This window comes from Pseudomonas sp. ANT_H12B (assembly GCF_008369325.1).
Classification (GTDB): Bacteria; Pseudomonadota; Gammaproteobacteria; order Pseudomonadales; family Pseudomonadaceae; genus Aquipseudomonas.
Genome location: NZ_VOBI01000002.1, coordinates 492,321 through 505,267, shown reverse-complemented (window position 1 = coordinate 505,267; position 12,947 = coordinate 492,321). Strand labels below are relative to the sequence as shown.

Annotated in this window: 14 protein-coding genes and 1 pseudogene; 10 read left to right on the top strand and 5 right to left on the bottom strand. The window is 57.7% G+C overall.

What is annotated here, in order from left to right; translation table 11 throughout:
* A pseudogene (locus FQ185_RS30335) lies at positions 1-300 on the top strand (hypothetical protein); the annotation flags it as partial.
* Positions 301-422: 122 nt separating this feature from the next.
* On the opposite strand, the gene tyrS reads toward FQ185_RS30335, so the two are convergent.
* Positions 423-1,622 carry a tyrosine--tRNA ligase gene (tyrS, locus tag FQ185_RS05200; RefSeq protein ID WP_149416567.1) on the bottom strand — a complete coding sequence of 400 codons (1,200 nt, stop codon included), beginning with the start codon at positions 1,620-1,622 and terminating at the stop codon, positions 423-425.
* A 212-nt stretch (positions 1,623-1,834) separates the two neighbouring features.
* On the opposite strand from tyrS, the gene FQ185_RS05190 reads away from it, so the two are divergent.
* Both FQ185_RS05190 and FQ185_RS05185 read left to right on the top strand, forming a co-directional pair.
* Positions 1,835-3,268, top strand: coding sequence for a peptidoglycan DD-metalloendopeptidase family protein (locus FQ185_RS05190; RefSeq protein WP_149416562.1), 1,434 nt, complete (start codon positions 1,835-1,837; stop codon positions 3,266-3,268).
* A gap of 3 nt (positions 3,269-3,271) precedes the next feature.
* Entirely contained in the window at positions 3,272-4,363 is a 1,092-nt protein-coding gene (locus tag FQ185_RS05185) for an anhydro-N-acetylmuramic acid kinase (protein ID WP_149416561.1), read from the top strand.
* Positions 4,364-4,443: 80 nt separating this feature from the next.
* Here FQ185_RS05185 and erpA read toward each other — a convergent pair whose 3' ends face one another.
* Together erpA and argC are read right to left on the bottom strand one after the other, a co-directional pair.
* On the bottom strand, positions 4,444-4,794 hold the full coding sequence (gene erpA, locus FQ185_RS05180; RefSeq protein ID WP_007947969.1) for an iron-sulfur cluster insertion protein ErpA: 351 nt from the start codon (positions 4,792-4,794) through the stop codon (positions 4,444-4,446).
* A gap of 168 nt (positions 4,795-4,962) precedes the next feature.
* Positions 4,963-5,997: an N-acetyl-gamma-glutamyl-phosphate reductase gene (gene argC, locus FQ185_RS05175; RefSeq protein WP_149416560.1), complete on the bottom strand. Its 1,035-nt coding sequence runs from the start codon at positions 5,995-5,997 to the stop codon at positions 4,963-4,965.
* A 135-nt stretch (positions 5,998-6,132) separates the two neighbouring features.
* Between argC and hemJ the strand changes: the two genes are divergently transcribed.
* The 6 genes from hemJ (at position 6,133) to coq7 (ending at position 10,676) form a co-directional block, all read left to right on the top strand.
* Positions 6,133-6,561: a protoporphyrinogen oxidase HemJ gene (gene hemJ / locus FQ185_RS05170; RefSeq protein ID WP_054044111.1), complete on the top strand. Its 429-nt coding sequence runs from the start codon at positions 6,133-6,135 to the stop codon at positions 6,559-6,561.
* A gap of 33 nt (positions 6,562-6,594) precedes the next feature.
* Positions 6,595-7,563 carry a nitronate monooxygenase family protein gene (locus tag FQ185_RS05165; protein ID WP_149416559.1) on the top strand — a complete coding sequence of 323 codons (969 nt, stop codon included), beginning with the start codon at positions 6,595-6,597 and terminating at the stop codon, positions 7,561-7,563.
* Positions 7,564-7,655: 92 nt separating this feature from the next.
* Complete coding sequence (locus FQ185_RS05160) at positions 7,656-8,630, top strand: DUF805 domain-containing protein (protein ID WP_149416558.1); 975 nt, start codon at positions 7,656-7,658, stop codon at positions 8,628-8,630.
* A 62-nt stretch (positions 8,631-8,692) separates the two neighbouring features.
* Positions 8,693-9,481 (top strand): SDR family oxidoreductase, encoded by a 789-nt coding sequence (locus FQ185_RS05155; RefSeq protein WP_149416557.1) that lies wholly within the window; start codon positions 8,693-8,695, stop codon positions 9,479-9,481.
* 81 nt (positions 9,482-9,562) lie between these two features.
* Positions 9,563-9,901: a histidine triad nucleotide-binding protein gene (locus tag FQ185_RS05150; RefSeq protein ID WP_149416556.1), complete on the top strand. Its 339-nt coding sequence runs from the start codon at positions 9,563-9,565 to the stop codon at positions 9,899-9,901.
* Between the two features lie 127 nt (positions 9,902-10,028).
* A complete protein-coding gene (coq7, locus tag FQ185_RS05145; protein ID WP_008147238.1) occupies positions 10,029-10,676 on the top strand; it encodes a 2-polyprenyl-3-methyl-6-methoxy-1,4-benzoquinone monooxygenase in 648 nt (215 codons plus the stop codon).
* A gap of 166 nt (positions 10,677-10,842) precedes the next feature.
* Here the strand turns inward: coq7 and FQ185_RS05140 are convergent, their stop codons facing one another.
* Positions 10,843-11,265 carry an OsmC family protein gene (locus tag FQ185_RS05140; RefSeq protein ID WP_149416555.1) on the bottom strand — a complete coding sequence of 141 codons (423 nt, stop codon included), beginning with the start codon at positions 11,263-11,265 and terminating at the stop codon, positions 10,843-10,845.
* A 275-nt stretch (positions 11,266-11,540) separates the two neighbouring features.
* Between FQ185_RS05140 and crp the strand changes: the two genes are divergently transcribed.
* Entirely contained in the window at positions 11,541-12,185 is a 645-nt protein-coding gene (gene crp / locus FQ185_RS05135) for a cAMP-activated global transcriptional regulator CRP (protein ID WP_149416554.1), read from the top strand.
* Here crp and FQ185_RS05130 read toward each other — a convergent pair.
* Complete coding sequence (locus tag FQ185_RS05130) at positions 12,182-12,883, bottom strand: lipoate--protein ligase family protein (protein ID WP_149416553.1); 702 nt, start codon at positions 12,881-12,883, stop codon at positions 12,182-12,184. The two genes, crp and FQ185_RS05130, sit on opposite strands and share 4 nt — an antisense overlap.
* Between the last annotated feature and the right edge of the window lie 64 nt (positions 12,884-12,947).

Sequence of the window (12,947 nt, the reverse complement as noted above, 5' to 3'; positions counted from 1 at the left end):
CACGAATTGCTTGATTCAGTTGTTAAAGAGCGGTTGGTTAAGATCTTTCGTCTCAACCGAGGCGCGCATTCTACAGCAGCCTCTGTTGCTGTCAAGCGGTTATTTTCCGAAGTTTTCAAAGTTTCCTCTGCAACTTCAACCACTTGCGCTTCCGATCTCTCGTTAGCGGGAGGCGAATTCTACAGCGTTACTCGCTGCTGTCAACACCTCTTTTACACCGCTTTCGACCGAGAAGATCGAATCGTTAAAAGAGTCAAACAACCCTACTCTTTCAACTCCTTCTGGGCTTCGATGACCTGAAGCAACTCACTGCCGAAAACTGCGTAACTCTTTGTTTACCAAGGAGTTTTCCGTTTCGACTGCGCCGGAAGTGGGGCGAATTATAGACTTCCAGAATCTGCCGTCAACCCCTGATTTCAGATTTATTCGGATTTGAGCGTAATACGCGCAAATGCCTTCTTCCCCGCCTGGCAAATATGGGTCGCACCCAGTACGTATATAAAGGTGCGGTCGACAACCTCACCATCAATACGCACACCACCCGAACCCAGAAGATCCCGCGCAACAGCCGAGTTCTTCACCAACCCGGCTTTATTGAGGACGGCAGCGATCGGCATATCTTCGGCAGCAGTCAATTCGATCTCTGGAAGATCATCCGGCAACTCGCCTTCCTTCATACGGTTACCCGCTGCACGATGAGCATTGGCCGCAGCCTCTTCACCATGGAAACGTGCAACGATCTCTTCAGCCAGCTTGATCTTGATGTCGCGAGGGTTTGCACCTGCCTCAACATCAGCACGGAATGCATTGATTTCATCCATGGAACGGAAGCTGAGCAGTTCGAAGTAACGCCACATCAGCACATCCGGAATGGAAACCAGCTTGCCGTACATGACACCCGGCGCTTCCTGAATACCGACGTAGTTGCCCAAGGACTTGGACATCTTCTTCACACCATCCAGACCTTCGAGCAACGGCATTGTCAGAATGCACTGAGCCTCCTGACCATAACTACGCTGAAGCTCACGCCCCATCAGCAGATTGAACTTCTGATCGGTACCGCCCAGCTCGACATCCGCGCGCAAAGCGACCGAGTCATACCCTTGAACCAGCGGATAGAGGAACTCGTGAATAGCGATTGGCTGATTGGTCGTGTAGCGCTTATCGAAATCGTCGCGCTCGAGCATGCGAGCTACGGTGTACTGAGAGGTCAGGCGAATGAAGTCGGCCGGCCCCATCTGATCCATCCAGGTGGAGTTGAAAGCCACCTCGGTCTTGGCCGGATCAAGAATCTTGAAGACTTGAGTCTTGTAGGTCTCGGCATTCTCGAGAACCTGTTCACGGGTGAGCGGAGGACGCGTAGCGCTCTTGCCGCTCGGATCGCCGATCATCCCGGTGAAGTCACCTATAAGGAAGATGACCTGATGCCCTAGCTCCTGGAACTGGCGCAGCTTATTAATAAGCACGGTGTGACCCAGGTGCAAATCCGGCGCGGTCGGATCGAAGCCTGCCTTAATACGTAGCGGCTGGCCACGCTTGAGCTTTTCGATCAGCTCGGACTCGACCAACAGTTCTTCCGCACCACGTTTGATCAGCGCTAGCTGCTCTTCAACCGACTTCATAACAGACCCGCAAGGCTCGAATTCAAAGGGAACCAACCATACAAGATCGCGCGTCAAATACAAGTTTTGCCCGGCGCACGGACGCCAATCCACGGACAGAACGTTCGCGGACTTGCTTCAGAGATGATTTGGTTATATTTTATACAGTTATTTCATCTTCATCATGTCATTCATCTTTTCCAATTCATCTTTTTCAAAGTCAAAAATTACCTATGACCAAAGAATCGTCTAAAGCGCCGCCGCTTTACCCGAAGACCCACCTGCTCGCAGCAAGCGGCATCGCCGCCCTTCTGAGCCTGGCGCTTCTGGTATTCCCTTCCAGTGATGTTGAAGCCAAAAAGACGACATTGAGTCTTGAACTGGAAAGCCCTGCAGAACAACTGACACAAGATCAAGACGCTGCTGAAGCCGTCCAAGCCACAAATGAACCAGCCGCGTCCCCTTTCGCGCAGATCGAAAACAGCGCCGAGGAGACTCAGGAAACCGCCGAGACAGCATCTGCCCCCGCGCCCGCGCCTGTTGCACCTGCCGAACAAAAGAAGGCTCCAAACCACAGGGAAGTGATCGTCGCCAAAGGTGACACGCTCTCCACTCTGTTTGAGAAAGTCGGCCTTCCTGCCACTTCAGTGCATGAAGTGCTGGCCAGCGACAAGCAAGCCAAGCAGTTCAGCCAACTCAAACATGGCCAGAAACTCGAATTCGAATTGAGCCCCGATGGCCAGCTGACCAACCTGCGCAGTAAGGTCAACGACCTCGAAAGCATCTCCCTGACCAAGAACGACAAGGGTTATGCATTCAATCGCATTACCGCCAAACCCACCGTGCGCTCCGCCTACGCTCATGGCGTGATCAATAGCTCGCTCTCGCAGTCCGCTGCACGTGCCGGCTTGTCCCACAGCTTGACCATGGACATGGCCAGCGTGTTTGGCTACGACGTCGACTTCGCCCAGGATATTCGCCAGGGTGACGAGTTCGACGTGATCTACGAGCAGAAAGTCGTCAACGGCAAGGCTGTCGGCAATGGGCCGATCCTTTCCGCGCGCTTTACCAACCGCGGCAAAACCTATACCGCCGTGCGTTACACCAACAAACAAGGCAACAGCAGCTACTACACCGCTGATGGCAACAGCATGCGCAAGGCGTTCATCCGCACCCCGGTAGACTTCGCCCGCATCAGCTCCAAGTTTTCCATGGGTCGCAAGCACCCGATCCTGAACAAGATCCGCGCCCACAAAGGCGTCGACTATGCAGCGCCGCGTGGCACGCCGATCAAGGCTGCCGGTGACGGCAAAGTATTACTGGCCGGTCGCCGTGGCGGTTACGGCAACACTGTGATCATCCAGCACGGCAACACCTACCGTACGCTGTATGGCCACATGCAAGGCTTCGCCAAGGGCGTCAAAACTGGCGGTAGCGTCAAGCAAGGTCAGGTGATCGGTTATATCGGCACAACCGGCCTCTCCACCGGCCCGCACCTGCATTATGAGTTCCAGGTCAATGGCGTACACGTCGACCCACTGGGCCAGAAAGTGGCGATGGCCGATCCGATCTCCAAAGGCGAGCGCGCACGCTTCCTCGCGCAGAGCCAGCCATTGATGGCGCGAATGGACCAAGAAAAATCCACCATGCTGGCTTCGAAGCGCTAACCCATGGCGCTCTATATAGGCGTGATGTCCGGGACCAGCCTCGATGGCCTGGACATTGCGCTGATCGAGCTAGCCCCGGCGATCAAACTGATCGCCACGCATTACATCCCCATGCCCGAATCCCTGCGCGCCGAGCTGCTTGGCTTGTGCGCCAGCGGCCCGGACGAGATTGCCCGCTCGGCTATCGCTCAACAGAGCTGGGTGAAACTTGCGGCACAGGGTATTCACACGCTTCTTGCTCAACAAAACCTGAAACCCGCGGACATTCGTGCGATCGGCAGCCACGGCCAGACCATTCGCCACGAACCGGCGCGCGGGTTCACGGTACAGATCGGCAACCCCGCCCTGCTCACTGAGCTGACCGGTATCACCGTGGTCGGCGACTTCCGCAGTCGCGATGTTGCTGCTGGCGGTCAGGGAGCACCACTGGTACCAGCCTTTCACGAAGCCTTGTTTGAAGAGCGGGCCGGTAACCGAGCCGTGCTGAACGTCGGCGGCTTCAGCAATCTCAGCCTGATCGAGCCCGGTAAACCTGTAGCCGGTTTCGACTGTGGCCCGGGGAATGTTCTGCTGGATGCGTGGATACACCAGCAACGCGGCGACAACTTTGATCGTGACGGCCAATGGGCTGCCAGCGGCAAAGTCGAACCCTTGCTGTTGAAAGATCTGCTCAGCGATCCATTCTTTGCGACCAAGGGCCCCAAGAGCACCGGCCGAGAAGTGTTCAATCTTCCGTGGCTGACTCAACACCTGTCACAGTTGCCAACCTTCGCCACCGAAGACGTGCAGGCAACGCTGCTTGAGCTGACCGCACTGACCATCATCGAGTCCCTGCAAAGCGCCCAATCGGACACCCAGGAATTGCTGGTCTGCGGCGGCGGCGCGCACAACGCCACGCTGATGAACCGTTTGGCCGGTTTGCTACCGAACGCGAAAGTCAGCAGCACCGCAGCTTACGATGTAGATCCGGACTGGGTCGAAGCCATGGCCTTCGCGTGGCTGGCCCATTGCTGCCTGGAAGGCATCGCGGCCAATCGCCCGAGCGTCACCGGCGCCCGCGGCTTGCGCGTTCTCGGCGCCATCTACCCCGCCTGATTGTCCATGCCGAATTACGGACAGCAAAACGCCGCAAGGCTCTGAAGCCGCGCGGCGTTTAGTGAAGCGGTAAAGCGCGATCAGATCGAGAACGAAGAGCCGCAGCCACACGTGGTGCTGGCGTTCGGGTTCTTGATGACGAAGCGCGAACCTTCCAGACCTTCCTGATAATCCACCTCGGCACCTGCCAGGTACTGGAAGCTCATCGGGTCTACGACCAGACTCACACCTTCGCGCTCGACGATGGTGTCGTCATCGGCCACTTCTTCATCGAAGGTGAAGCCGTACTGAAAACCTGAACAACCGCCGCCCGTAACGAATACGCGCAGCTTCAAGCGATCATTCCCCTCTTCATCGACCAGGCTCTTCACCTTGTGCGCGGCACCGTGGGTGAATTGCAAAGCCGTGGGGGTGAAGGATTCGACGCTCATGCTGACTATCTCCCGGCGTTACGCCGCCATAATGCGTGATGACGCGCATTATCCGCTTCTCCTAGAAAAGCGGTCAACTATTGTTACGGTATATCAATAAACCCGATTACCGGTCTGGAATGCAAAAAGGCCCGTCAGACGGGCCTTTTTTCTGAACGGGCTAACGCTTTACGGCAGCATGCCCGCGTGGGACAGGCCCAGGCGCTCATCCAGCCCGAACAGGATGTTCAGGTTCTGCACCGCCTGACCCGACGCACCCTTGACCAGGTTGTCGATCACCGACAACACCACCACAAGGTCACCATCCTGAGGACGATGCACGGCAATACGGCAAACATTGGCACCGCGCACACTGCGGGTTTCCGGATGGCTGCCAGCCGGCATGACATCGACGAACGGTTCATCGGCATAGCGCTTTTCAAACAGCGCCTGCAGATCCACCGAACGATCCACGACGGTCGCGTAGAGCGTCGAGTGAATGCCGCGAATCATTGGCGTCAGGTGCGGAACGAAGGTCAGCCCAACGTCCTTGCCCGCTGCGCGACGCAGACCCTGGCGGATTTCCGGCAAGTGACGATGACCTTTGACGGCGTACGCCTTCATGCTTTCCGACGTCTCGGAGTACAGCGAACCTACAGAAGCGCCACGACCGGCACCGCTGACGCCAGATTTGCAGTCAGCGATCAAACGCGAAGTATCCGCCAGACCCGCTTCGAGCAATGGCAGGAAACCCAATTGCGTCGCGGTCGGATAGCAACCCGGCACGGCGATCAGGCGAGCCTGTTTGATCTGCTCGCGATTGACTTCCGGCAAGCCGTAGACCGCCTCTTCCAGCAATTCCGGTGCGCCGTGAGGCTGGCCGTACCACTTGGCCCACTCATCGGCGTCTTGCAGGCGGAAGTCCGCCGACAGGTCGATGACTTTGGTCCCGGCCGCCAACAACTCGCCGGCCAGGGCATGAGCAACACCGTGCGGCGTGGCGAAAAACACCACATCGCAGGCGCCAAGCGTCTTGATATCCGGAACGCTGAAAGCCAGTCCGTCGTAATGGCCGCGCAGGTTCGGGTACATATCAGCCACGGCCAGACCGGCCTCGGATCGGGAAGTGATCACTACCACTTCAGCTTGCGGATGCTGTGCCAACAGACGCAGCAGTTCGACACCGGTGTAACCCGTGCCGCCGACGATACCGACCTTGACCATAAACCTGCCCTCAACGAACCCACTGGAAAGCCGTCGATAATAGGGCCCGTATCGTCCTGCGACAACCGCCAAGGTGACGTGCGGAGCGTCAAGCCTCTACTATTCGGGCTACCGTGAACCTGGGAATAACTAAAAATGCTTTATCTGTGGCTCAAAGCGCTTCACATCGTCAGCATGGTCTGCTGGTTTGCCGGCCTTTTTTACTTGCCGCGACTGTTCGTCTATCACGCTCAAAGCGAAGACACCGTCAGCAAAGAACGTTTCAGCATCATGGAGCGCAAGTTGTACCGGGGCATCATGGGCCCGGCGATGATCGCCACCCTGATCTTCGGTATTGCACTGATCTACCTCAACCCCAGCATTTTCAGTCAAGGCGCGTGGATACACGCCAAGTTGACCCTGGTCGTCATTCTGATCGGCTACCACCATATGTGCGGCGCCCAGGTGAAACGTTTTGCCCGTGGCGAAAACACCCGCAGCCATGTCTTTTATCGCTGGTTCAATGAGGTGCCGGTTCTGATATTGCTGGCTATCGTAATTCTGGTCGTCGTTCGGCCGTTCTAACTCCAATAAGCTCAACTCACCGGGGTACTTCCAATGTCGCTGCCCGCTTTGCTCGAACAACGTTTGCGTCTACCTGTGGTGGCAGCGCCGATGTTCCTGATTTCCAATCCTCAGTTGGTACTCGCCTGCTGCCGCAATGGTGTGGTGGGTAGCTTCCCCGCGCTGAACCAGCGCGAGAGCAGCGGTTTCAAGGCCTGGCTGGAAGAGATCGAAGCAGGCCTGGCGACACTGGAGAACCCGGCGCCTTACGCGGTGAACCTGATCGTCCACAACAGCAACCCGCGGTTGCAAGCGGACCTTGCGATCTGCATCGAGCACAAAGTGCCGATCGTGATCACCAGCCTCGGCGCCGTGAAAGAACTGGTCGACGCAGTCCACAGCTATGGCGGCCTGGTGTTCCATGACGTGACGACTCGTCGGCATGCCGAGAAAGCCGCCGAGGCGGGTGTGGACGGTTTGATCGCCGTGGCCGCGGGCGCCGGTGGACACGCCGGTACCTGGAGCCCGTTCTCGTTGATTGCCGAGATCCGCCAGTTCTTCGACAAAACCTTGCTGCTGGCCGGCTGCCTGAACCATGGTCATGAGATTCTCGCCGCGCAATTGCTCGGTGCTGATTTGGCCTACTTCGGTACGCGATTTATCGGCACCACTGAAAGTCATGCGCCTGACGCCTACAAAGAAATGTTGCTGACTTCCAGAGCGGCGGACATCGTCCATACTCCAGCGGTGTCGGGCGTACCTGCGAGTTTCATGCGCCAAAGCCTGGAGGCTGCCGGTTTCGACATGGCGGCGCTGCAGGGCAAAGGTGAAGTGAACTTCGGCTCCAAACTCAAGCCGTTGAGCGATGAAGCCAAAGCCTGGAAAACCGTGTGGTCCGCAGGCCAGGGTGTCGGGGAAATCGATGACCTGCCGAGTGTCGATCAGTTGATCGCTCGCCTCGATGCCGAATACCGCAAAGCGCTGGAACTGGCGGCAGAGCTACCCAAGCGCTGGCCGCGCTGACAGGAAAACTTGGCCAGTCCTTCTCGGGCTGGCCTTACACTCAAGGCCTGTAACACTCCCTATTCAAGCACTCGCGACAAGGATGCCTCGCAATGAGCGACAACCGTTTCAAGATCGTATTCGACGGCGCTCTGCGACCAGGTGTCGACATCACCACCGCCAAGCTCAATCTCGCCGCCCTGTATAAAAGCGATGTAGCTGGCGTCGAACGACTGTTCAGCGGTCAGACGGTTACGCTCAAGCGCGACCTGTCACAAGCAGACGCGCAGACCTACCTTCAGGCGCTGATAAAAACCGGCATCGATGCCCGAATCGAGTCCGAGCCATCGATCGAGTTGAGCCGGTCTGATGTTCACCAGCATGTTCCCCCGAGCGCCCCGCTAACATCTGACCCGCAGTCACCGTACGCAACGCCGCGCGCTGCTGTCGGCGAAGCGTTACCGGAATTCGCCCCGCTCAAGGCGTTCAGTTTCGAGGGCCGGATCGGCCGCTTGCGTTTTCTGGCCTGGACGATGTCCCTGACGCTGGTGACGCTTGCCGTTGGCTCAGTGCTTGCCGTTTTCGGCTTGGCGCTTATCAGTACGGACTCGACCGCAGGCCTGATTCTCGGCGGCCTACTGGTTTTTATCCTCGTGGTAGCACTCGCGTTCGTCAGTATCCAGTTCAGCGTCCAGCGTCTGCACGACATCGGTTGGTCCGGCTGGCTCTGGCTGCTGAACCTTGTGCCATTCGTGGGCAGTTTCTTCCCGTTCGTCATCATGGTGGTGCCGGGCAACACCGTAGCCAATCAGTATGGTGCGCCACCTCCGCCCAACAGCACAGCGGTCAAGGTGTTGTCTTCACTGTGGATAGTGTTTATCGCCATCGTCGTGATCAGTGCGCTGGCCGGAGGCATCACAGCAATCCAGGAAGAGTACGAAAGCGCTGCCGAAACCAGCTATGAAAGTGGCTCCGTGACCACCGAGGAAGTCGAAGTAGAGCCAGCCGCCGAGGCTGAGGAGGCGCCAAATTCAGCTGACGATGCAGCCGAAGAAGCCCTGCCCCCTGTAGACTCTGCGAAAGAATGAACAGCGCTCCCCGCCCGTGACACCTGCGTCGCCGGCGCGGAGCTGTTGCGATGGAGAACTGCATGACCCGTTACGCTCTGATCACTGGCGCCTCCAGCGGCATCGGCCTGGCCATGGCCGAAGCGCTGGCCCGGCGCGGCCGCAGCCTGATTCTGGTGGCCCGACAACGTGATCAGCTGGAAAGTATTGCGATTGAACTGACTCAACGTTTTGGCGTGGAAGTGTTGTTCCGTGCCTGTGATCTGGGCGAGCCGTTGCGGCTGTCCGGATTTCTGCTGGAACTGGAAGAAGGTGACCGGCAGATCGATCTGCTGGTCAACTGCGCCGGCATCGGCACCTGCGGCCCTTTCCTGGCTCAGGACTGGATGACCGAGCAAGACCTGATCGAAGTGAACATCCTCGCCCTCACCCGTCTGTGCCACGCTATCGGCAACAGCATGGCGTTGCAGGGTGGCGGGCAAATTTTGAATGTCGCCTCGGTGGCGGCATTCCATCCCGGTCCGTGGATGAGCACGTACTACGCCAGCAAGGCTTATGTGCTGCACTTTTCCGAGGGCCTGCGTGTCGAGTTGAAGAAATGCGCGGTCAAGGTATCGGTGCTCTGCCCCGGCCCTACCCGCACCGCGTTTATGCGCACCGCTCAATTGGCCACCGACAAACTGCTCGACAGCAAAATGCTGATGAGCCCGGAGGAAGTCGCGCTCTATACCGTGCGGGCGCTGGAGAAAAATCGCGCCATTATCATTCCCGGCCGACGCAACCGCTGGCGCGCCTTCTTGCCGCGGCTCGGTTCGCGCTGGCTGACACGGACAATCGCAGGCATGGTCAACAAGGCCTGCTGCCCGCGCTGATCACCCTTCAAGGTAAAAGGCTGTGCTCAGGCACAACCCATGGTTACACTCGGGCCAGCCCAAACAACGGAGAAAACAGCTGTGGATACTCTGTTCACCAAGATCATCAACCGGGAAATCCCGGCGAAAATCATTTACGAGGACGACCAGGTTCTGGCCTTCCACGACATCGCCCCACAGGCACCGGTACATTTTCTGGTGATCCCGAAAAAAGCGGTGCGCACACTTAATGACCTGACCGAAGACGACAAGGCACTGGCCGGGCATATCCTGTTCACCGCCCAGCGTCTGGCTCTAGAACTGGGCTGTGACGAAGGTTTCCGGGTGGTCATGAACTGCAATCCATTGGGTGGGCAGACCGTTTATCACATTCACATGCATGTACTGGGTCAGCGCCAAATGCATTGGCCGCCGGGCTGATAGCAGTAAAACCTGTGGGGGGCGGGCAACCCTGCTCCCACAAGTACCTGCGTCGCAATGACCCAACGCAAACCTTCCCCGGTCGATTGGGTTAAACTGGCCGCCGAGATTCTTCCCGGAGGTCAGCATGACTACCCAACGTCACTACTCGCCGATTGACCGCCTTCTGCTGCAAGCCGATGCTGCGATGCGTACTTTGCTGCCCTTCAGTGGCCAGCCGTACCGTCCTTCGCCCGCTATCGTGCAGCCGGATGCGCAAATGAGCGATGAAGACACCCGGCACGTCGCCGGTCTGATGCGCATCAACCATACCGGTGAAGTCTGCGCCCAGGCGCTGTACCAGGGGCAGGCCCTCACGGCCAAGCTGCCGCAAGTGCGCGCCGCCATGGAACATGCTGCCGAAGAAGAAATCGATCATCTGGTCTGGTGCGAACAACGCATAAAACAGTTAGGCAGCCACACCAGCATTCTCAATCCGCTGTTCTACGGCATGTCGTTCGGGATTGGCGCGGTGGCCGGGTTGATCAGCGACAAAGTCAGCCTGGGTTTCGTTGCTGCCACTGAGCATCAGGTGTGCAAACACCTGAATGAACACCTTGAGCAGCTGCCTGCCGAGGACGAGAAGTCCCGGGCGATTCTTGAGCAGATGCGCATAGATGAAGAGCACCACGCCGAAAGCGCGCTGGAGGCTGGCGGCTTCCGCTTCCCGGCACCGGTGAAGTTCGGTATGAGTCTGATGGCTAAAGTGATGACCAAGAGTACTTACCGGATCTGACCTGTGGGGGCGAGCCTGCTCACGAAGGCAACACCTCGGCCTACAGACAGAACGCATTAAAAAAGGCGATTACTGCAAAGTAATCGCCTTTTTTGTGCTCGAAAATCTTAGCTGGGCATGTTGCTCAGAGGGCAGCTAGCTCGGTTGAATTGATCTCGTGATCGATTCAACCGAGCTCGATGATCTCGTAGTCGTGGGTAATCTCCACACCTGCTGCGCCGAGCATGATCGAAGCCGAGCAGTACTTCTCGGCGGACAGTTCGATGGCGCGTTTGACCTGGGCTTCTTTCAAGCCCCGGCCCTTGACCACGAAGTGCATGTGGATCTTGGTGAAAACCTTCGGGTCTTCCGTCGCGCGCTCGGCTTCGAGAAAAGCCTCGCAGCTTTCGACCACCTGACGGGACTTCTTGAGGATGCTGACCACATCGAAATTGCTGCAACCGCCAACACCCAGCAGGAGCATTTCCATCGGCCGGACACCCAGGTTGCGACCGCCGGACTCAGGCGGACCGTCCATGACCACAACATGGCCGCTGCCGGATTCGCCGAGGAACATGGCTTCGCCAGCCCATTGGATGCGTGCCTTCATCGCCAAGACTCCACTGTCTAAAAAAGGGTCGCCAGCTTAGCACAAGGCCCCGGAATGACAGCGCTTCGCCTTCCTAGGACATATCCATCTGCGGCGTAGGTAAATTCTCGAATATTGCAGGAAGTGTCTGTTAAGCTGGCGCCAATTCGATGGCGCATAGCCAGCCTGATGGCGAACAAAAGCGGCGACCAAAAAATCGTCAGATCGCGCTTCGAACTTCCGCCAGATCCTACAAAAAAATCACACACACCGTGCAGTCTTTTCGGGATACAACCATGGTTGCTATTGCCCCCCCCCCCAAAATCAAAAACCTCGACAAGCTGTTGATGCATTGCCAGCGCCGTCGCTATCTGGCCAAGAGCAACATCATTTGTGCCGGCGACCGCTCGGACACGCTGTTCTTCATCATCAAAGGTTCGGTCACCATCCTGATCGAGGATGACGACGGCCGTGAAATGATCATTGCCTACCTGAACTCCGGGGATTTTTTCGGCGAGTTGGGCCTGTTTGAACAAGCCGGCCTGGAACAGGAACGCAGCGCCTGGGTACGCGCAAAGATCGAATGTGAAGTCGCGGAAATCAGTTATGCGAAATTCCGCGAATTATCCCAGCAGGATCCAGACATTCTTTACGTGCTTAGCGGACAAATCGCACAGCGCCTGCGCAACACCACCCGCAAGGTCGGTGACCTGGCGTTTTTCGACGTGACCGGTCGCGTTGCCCGCTGCCTGCTGGAACTGTGCAAGCAGCCAGACGCCATGACTCATCCCGATGGCATGCAGATCAAAGTGACCCGCCAGGAAATCGGGCGGATTGTCGGTTGTTCACGTGAGATGGTCGGTCGAGTGCTCAAGGACCTGGAAGAACGCAACCTTGTGGACGTCAAAGGCAAGACCATGGTGGTGTTCGGCACGCGCTAAGCGTTGAACATCTGCGCCAGCATTTGCCGGTAGAGTGCATCAAGACGAGCCAGCGCATCTGGCACTGTGAACTTCTCATGCAGGGCGATGTGGCTCTCGGCACGAACCCGCTGCGCCAGGCCACAGGCTTCATTGAAGCGATTAACCGCCGCAACCATCGACTCACGCTCGTTATCCAGCAACAACGCCCCGTGCACCAAGCCTACCGGACGCGATCCACCCTTGCTCTGGCGCCAGCGCTGCGCCGTACCGACCATCTTGCGGCCGTCGAGGTTGACGTTGAAACGACCGTCGCAGAACGCACCGTCAATTTCGCCCAACGATGAAACGCCGCCCAGCTCATCAAGCAACTGACAAATCGGGTCGCAGAGTCGGCGGTAGGCGGTTTCGATGCGGTTTTGATCACCTTCGCTTCGGGGTGGTGCGTAGACCAGCGCGATGTTGATCGTTGATGCCGATTGCGGCACGGGTTCACCGCCGGTTTCGCGCAACAGCACTGGCCAATCGGCCGCAGCCGATACCTCGCACGCGGCCTCGAACCCAGGCAGACGATTCAACCGCCGCGGCATGACTAGCGCCCGATCGCTGGGCTGCCAGAACAGCAGACCAAACTCCGAATCACCGGTGCACACATGGGCGAGCAGATCCTGTTCAGCGAGCAGGCCGGCTTCGACGGTCAGAGCGATAGGTTGAGTCATGGACTATTCCGTAAGACATGAAGTCTTTGGGGGATTTGATGGCCTCTTCGCGAGCAAGCCCACT

Bases quoted from the DNA above. Each gene is read 5' to 3' on its own strand.
- tyrS (WP_149416567.1), bottom strand. From the start codon at position 1,622: ATGAAGTCGGTTGAAGAGCAGCTAGCGCTGATCAAACGTGGTGCGGAA.
- argC (WP_149416560.1), bottom strand. From the start codon at position 5,997: ATGGTCAAGGTCGGTATCGTCGGCGGCACGGGTTACACCGGTGTCGAA.
- FQ185_RS05160 (WP_149416558.1), top strand. From the start codon at position 7,656: ATGAGCGACAACCGTTTCAAGATCGTATTCGACGGCGCTCTGCGACCA.
- FQ185_RS05155 (WP_149416557.1), top strand. From the start codon at position 8,693: ATGACCCGTTACGCTCTGATCACTGGCGCCTCCAGCGGCATCGGCCTG.
- FQ185_RS05165 (WP_149416559.1), top strand. From the start codon at position 6,595: ATGTCGCTGCCCGCTTTGCTCGAACAACGTTTGCGTCTACCTGTGGTG.
- erpA (WP_007947969.1), bottom strand. From the start codon at position 4,794: ATGAGCGTCGAATCCTTCACCCCCACGGCTTTGCAATTCACCCACGGT.
- coq7 (WP_008147238.1), top strand. From the start codon at position 10,029: ATGACTACCCAACGTCACTACTCGCCGATTGACCGCCTTCTGCTGCAA.
- FQ185_RS05140 (WP_149416555.1), bottom strand. From the start codon at position 11,265: ATGAAGGCACGCATCCAATGGGCTGGCGAAGCCATGTTCCTCGGCGAA.
- hemJ (WP_054044111.1), top strand. From the start codon at position 6,133: ATGCTTTATCTGTGGCTCAAAGCGCTTCACATCGTCAGCATGGTCTGC.
- crp (WP_149416554.1), top strand. From the start codon at position 11,541: ATGGTTGCTATTGCCCCCCCCCCCAAAATCAAAAACCTCGACAAGCTG.
- FQ185_RS05190 (WP_149416562.1), top strand. From the start codon at position 1,835: ATGACCAAAGAATCGTCTAAAGCGCCGCCGCTTTACCCGAAGACCCAC.
- FQ185_RS05130 (WP_149416553.1), bottom strand. From the start codon at position 12,883: ATGACTCAACCTATCGCTCTGACCGTCGAAGCCGGCCTGCTCGCTGAA.
- FQ185_RS05185 (WP_149416561.1), top strand. From the start codon at position 3,272: ATGGCGCTCTATATAGGCGTGATGTCCGGGACCAGCCTCGATGGCCTG.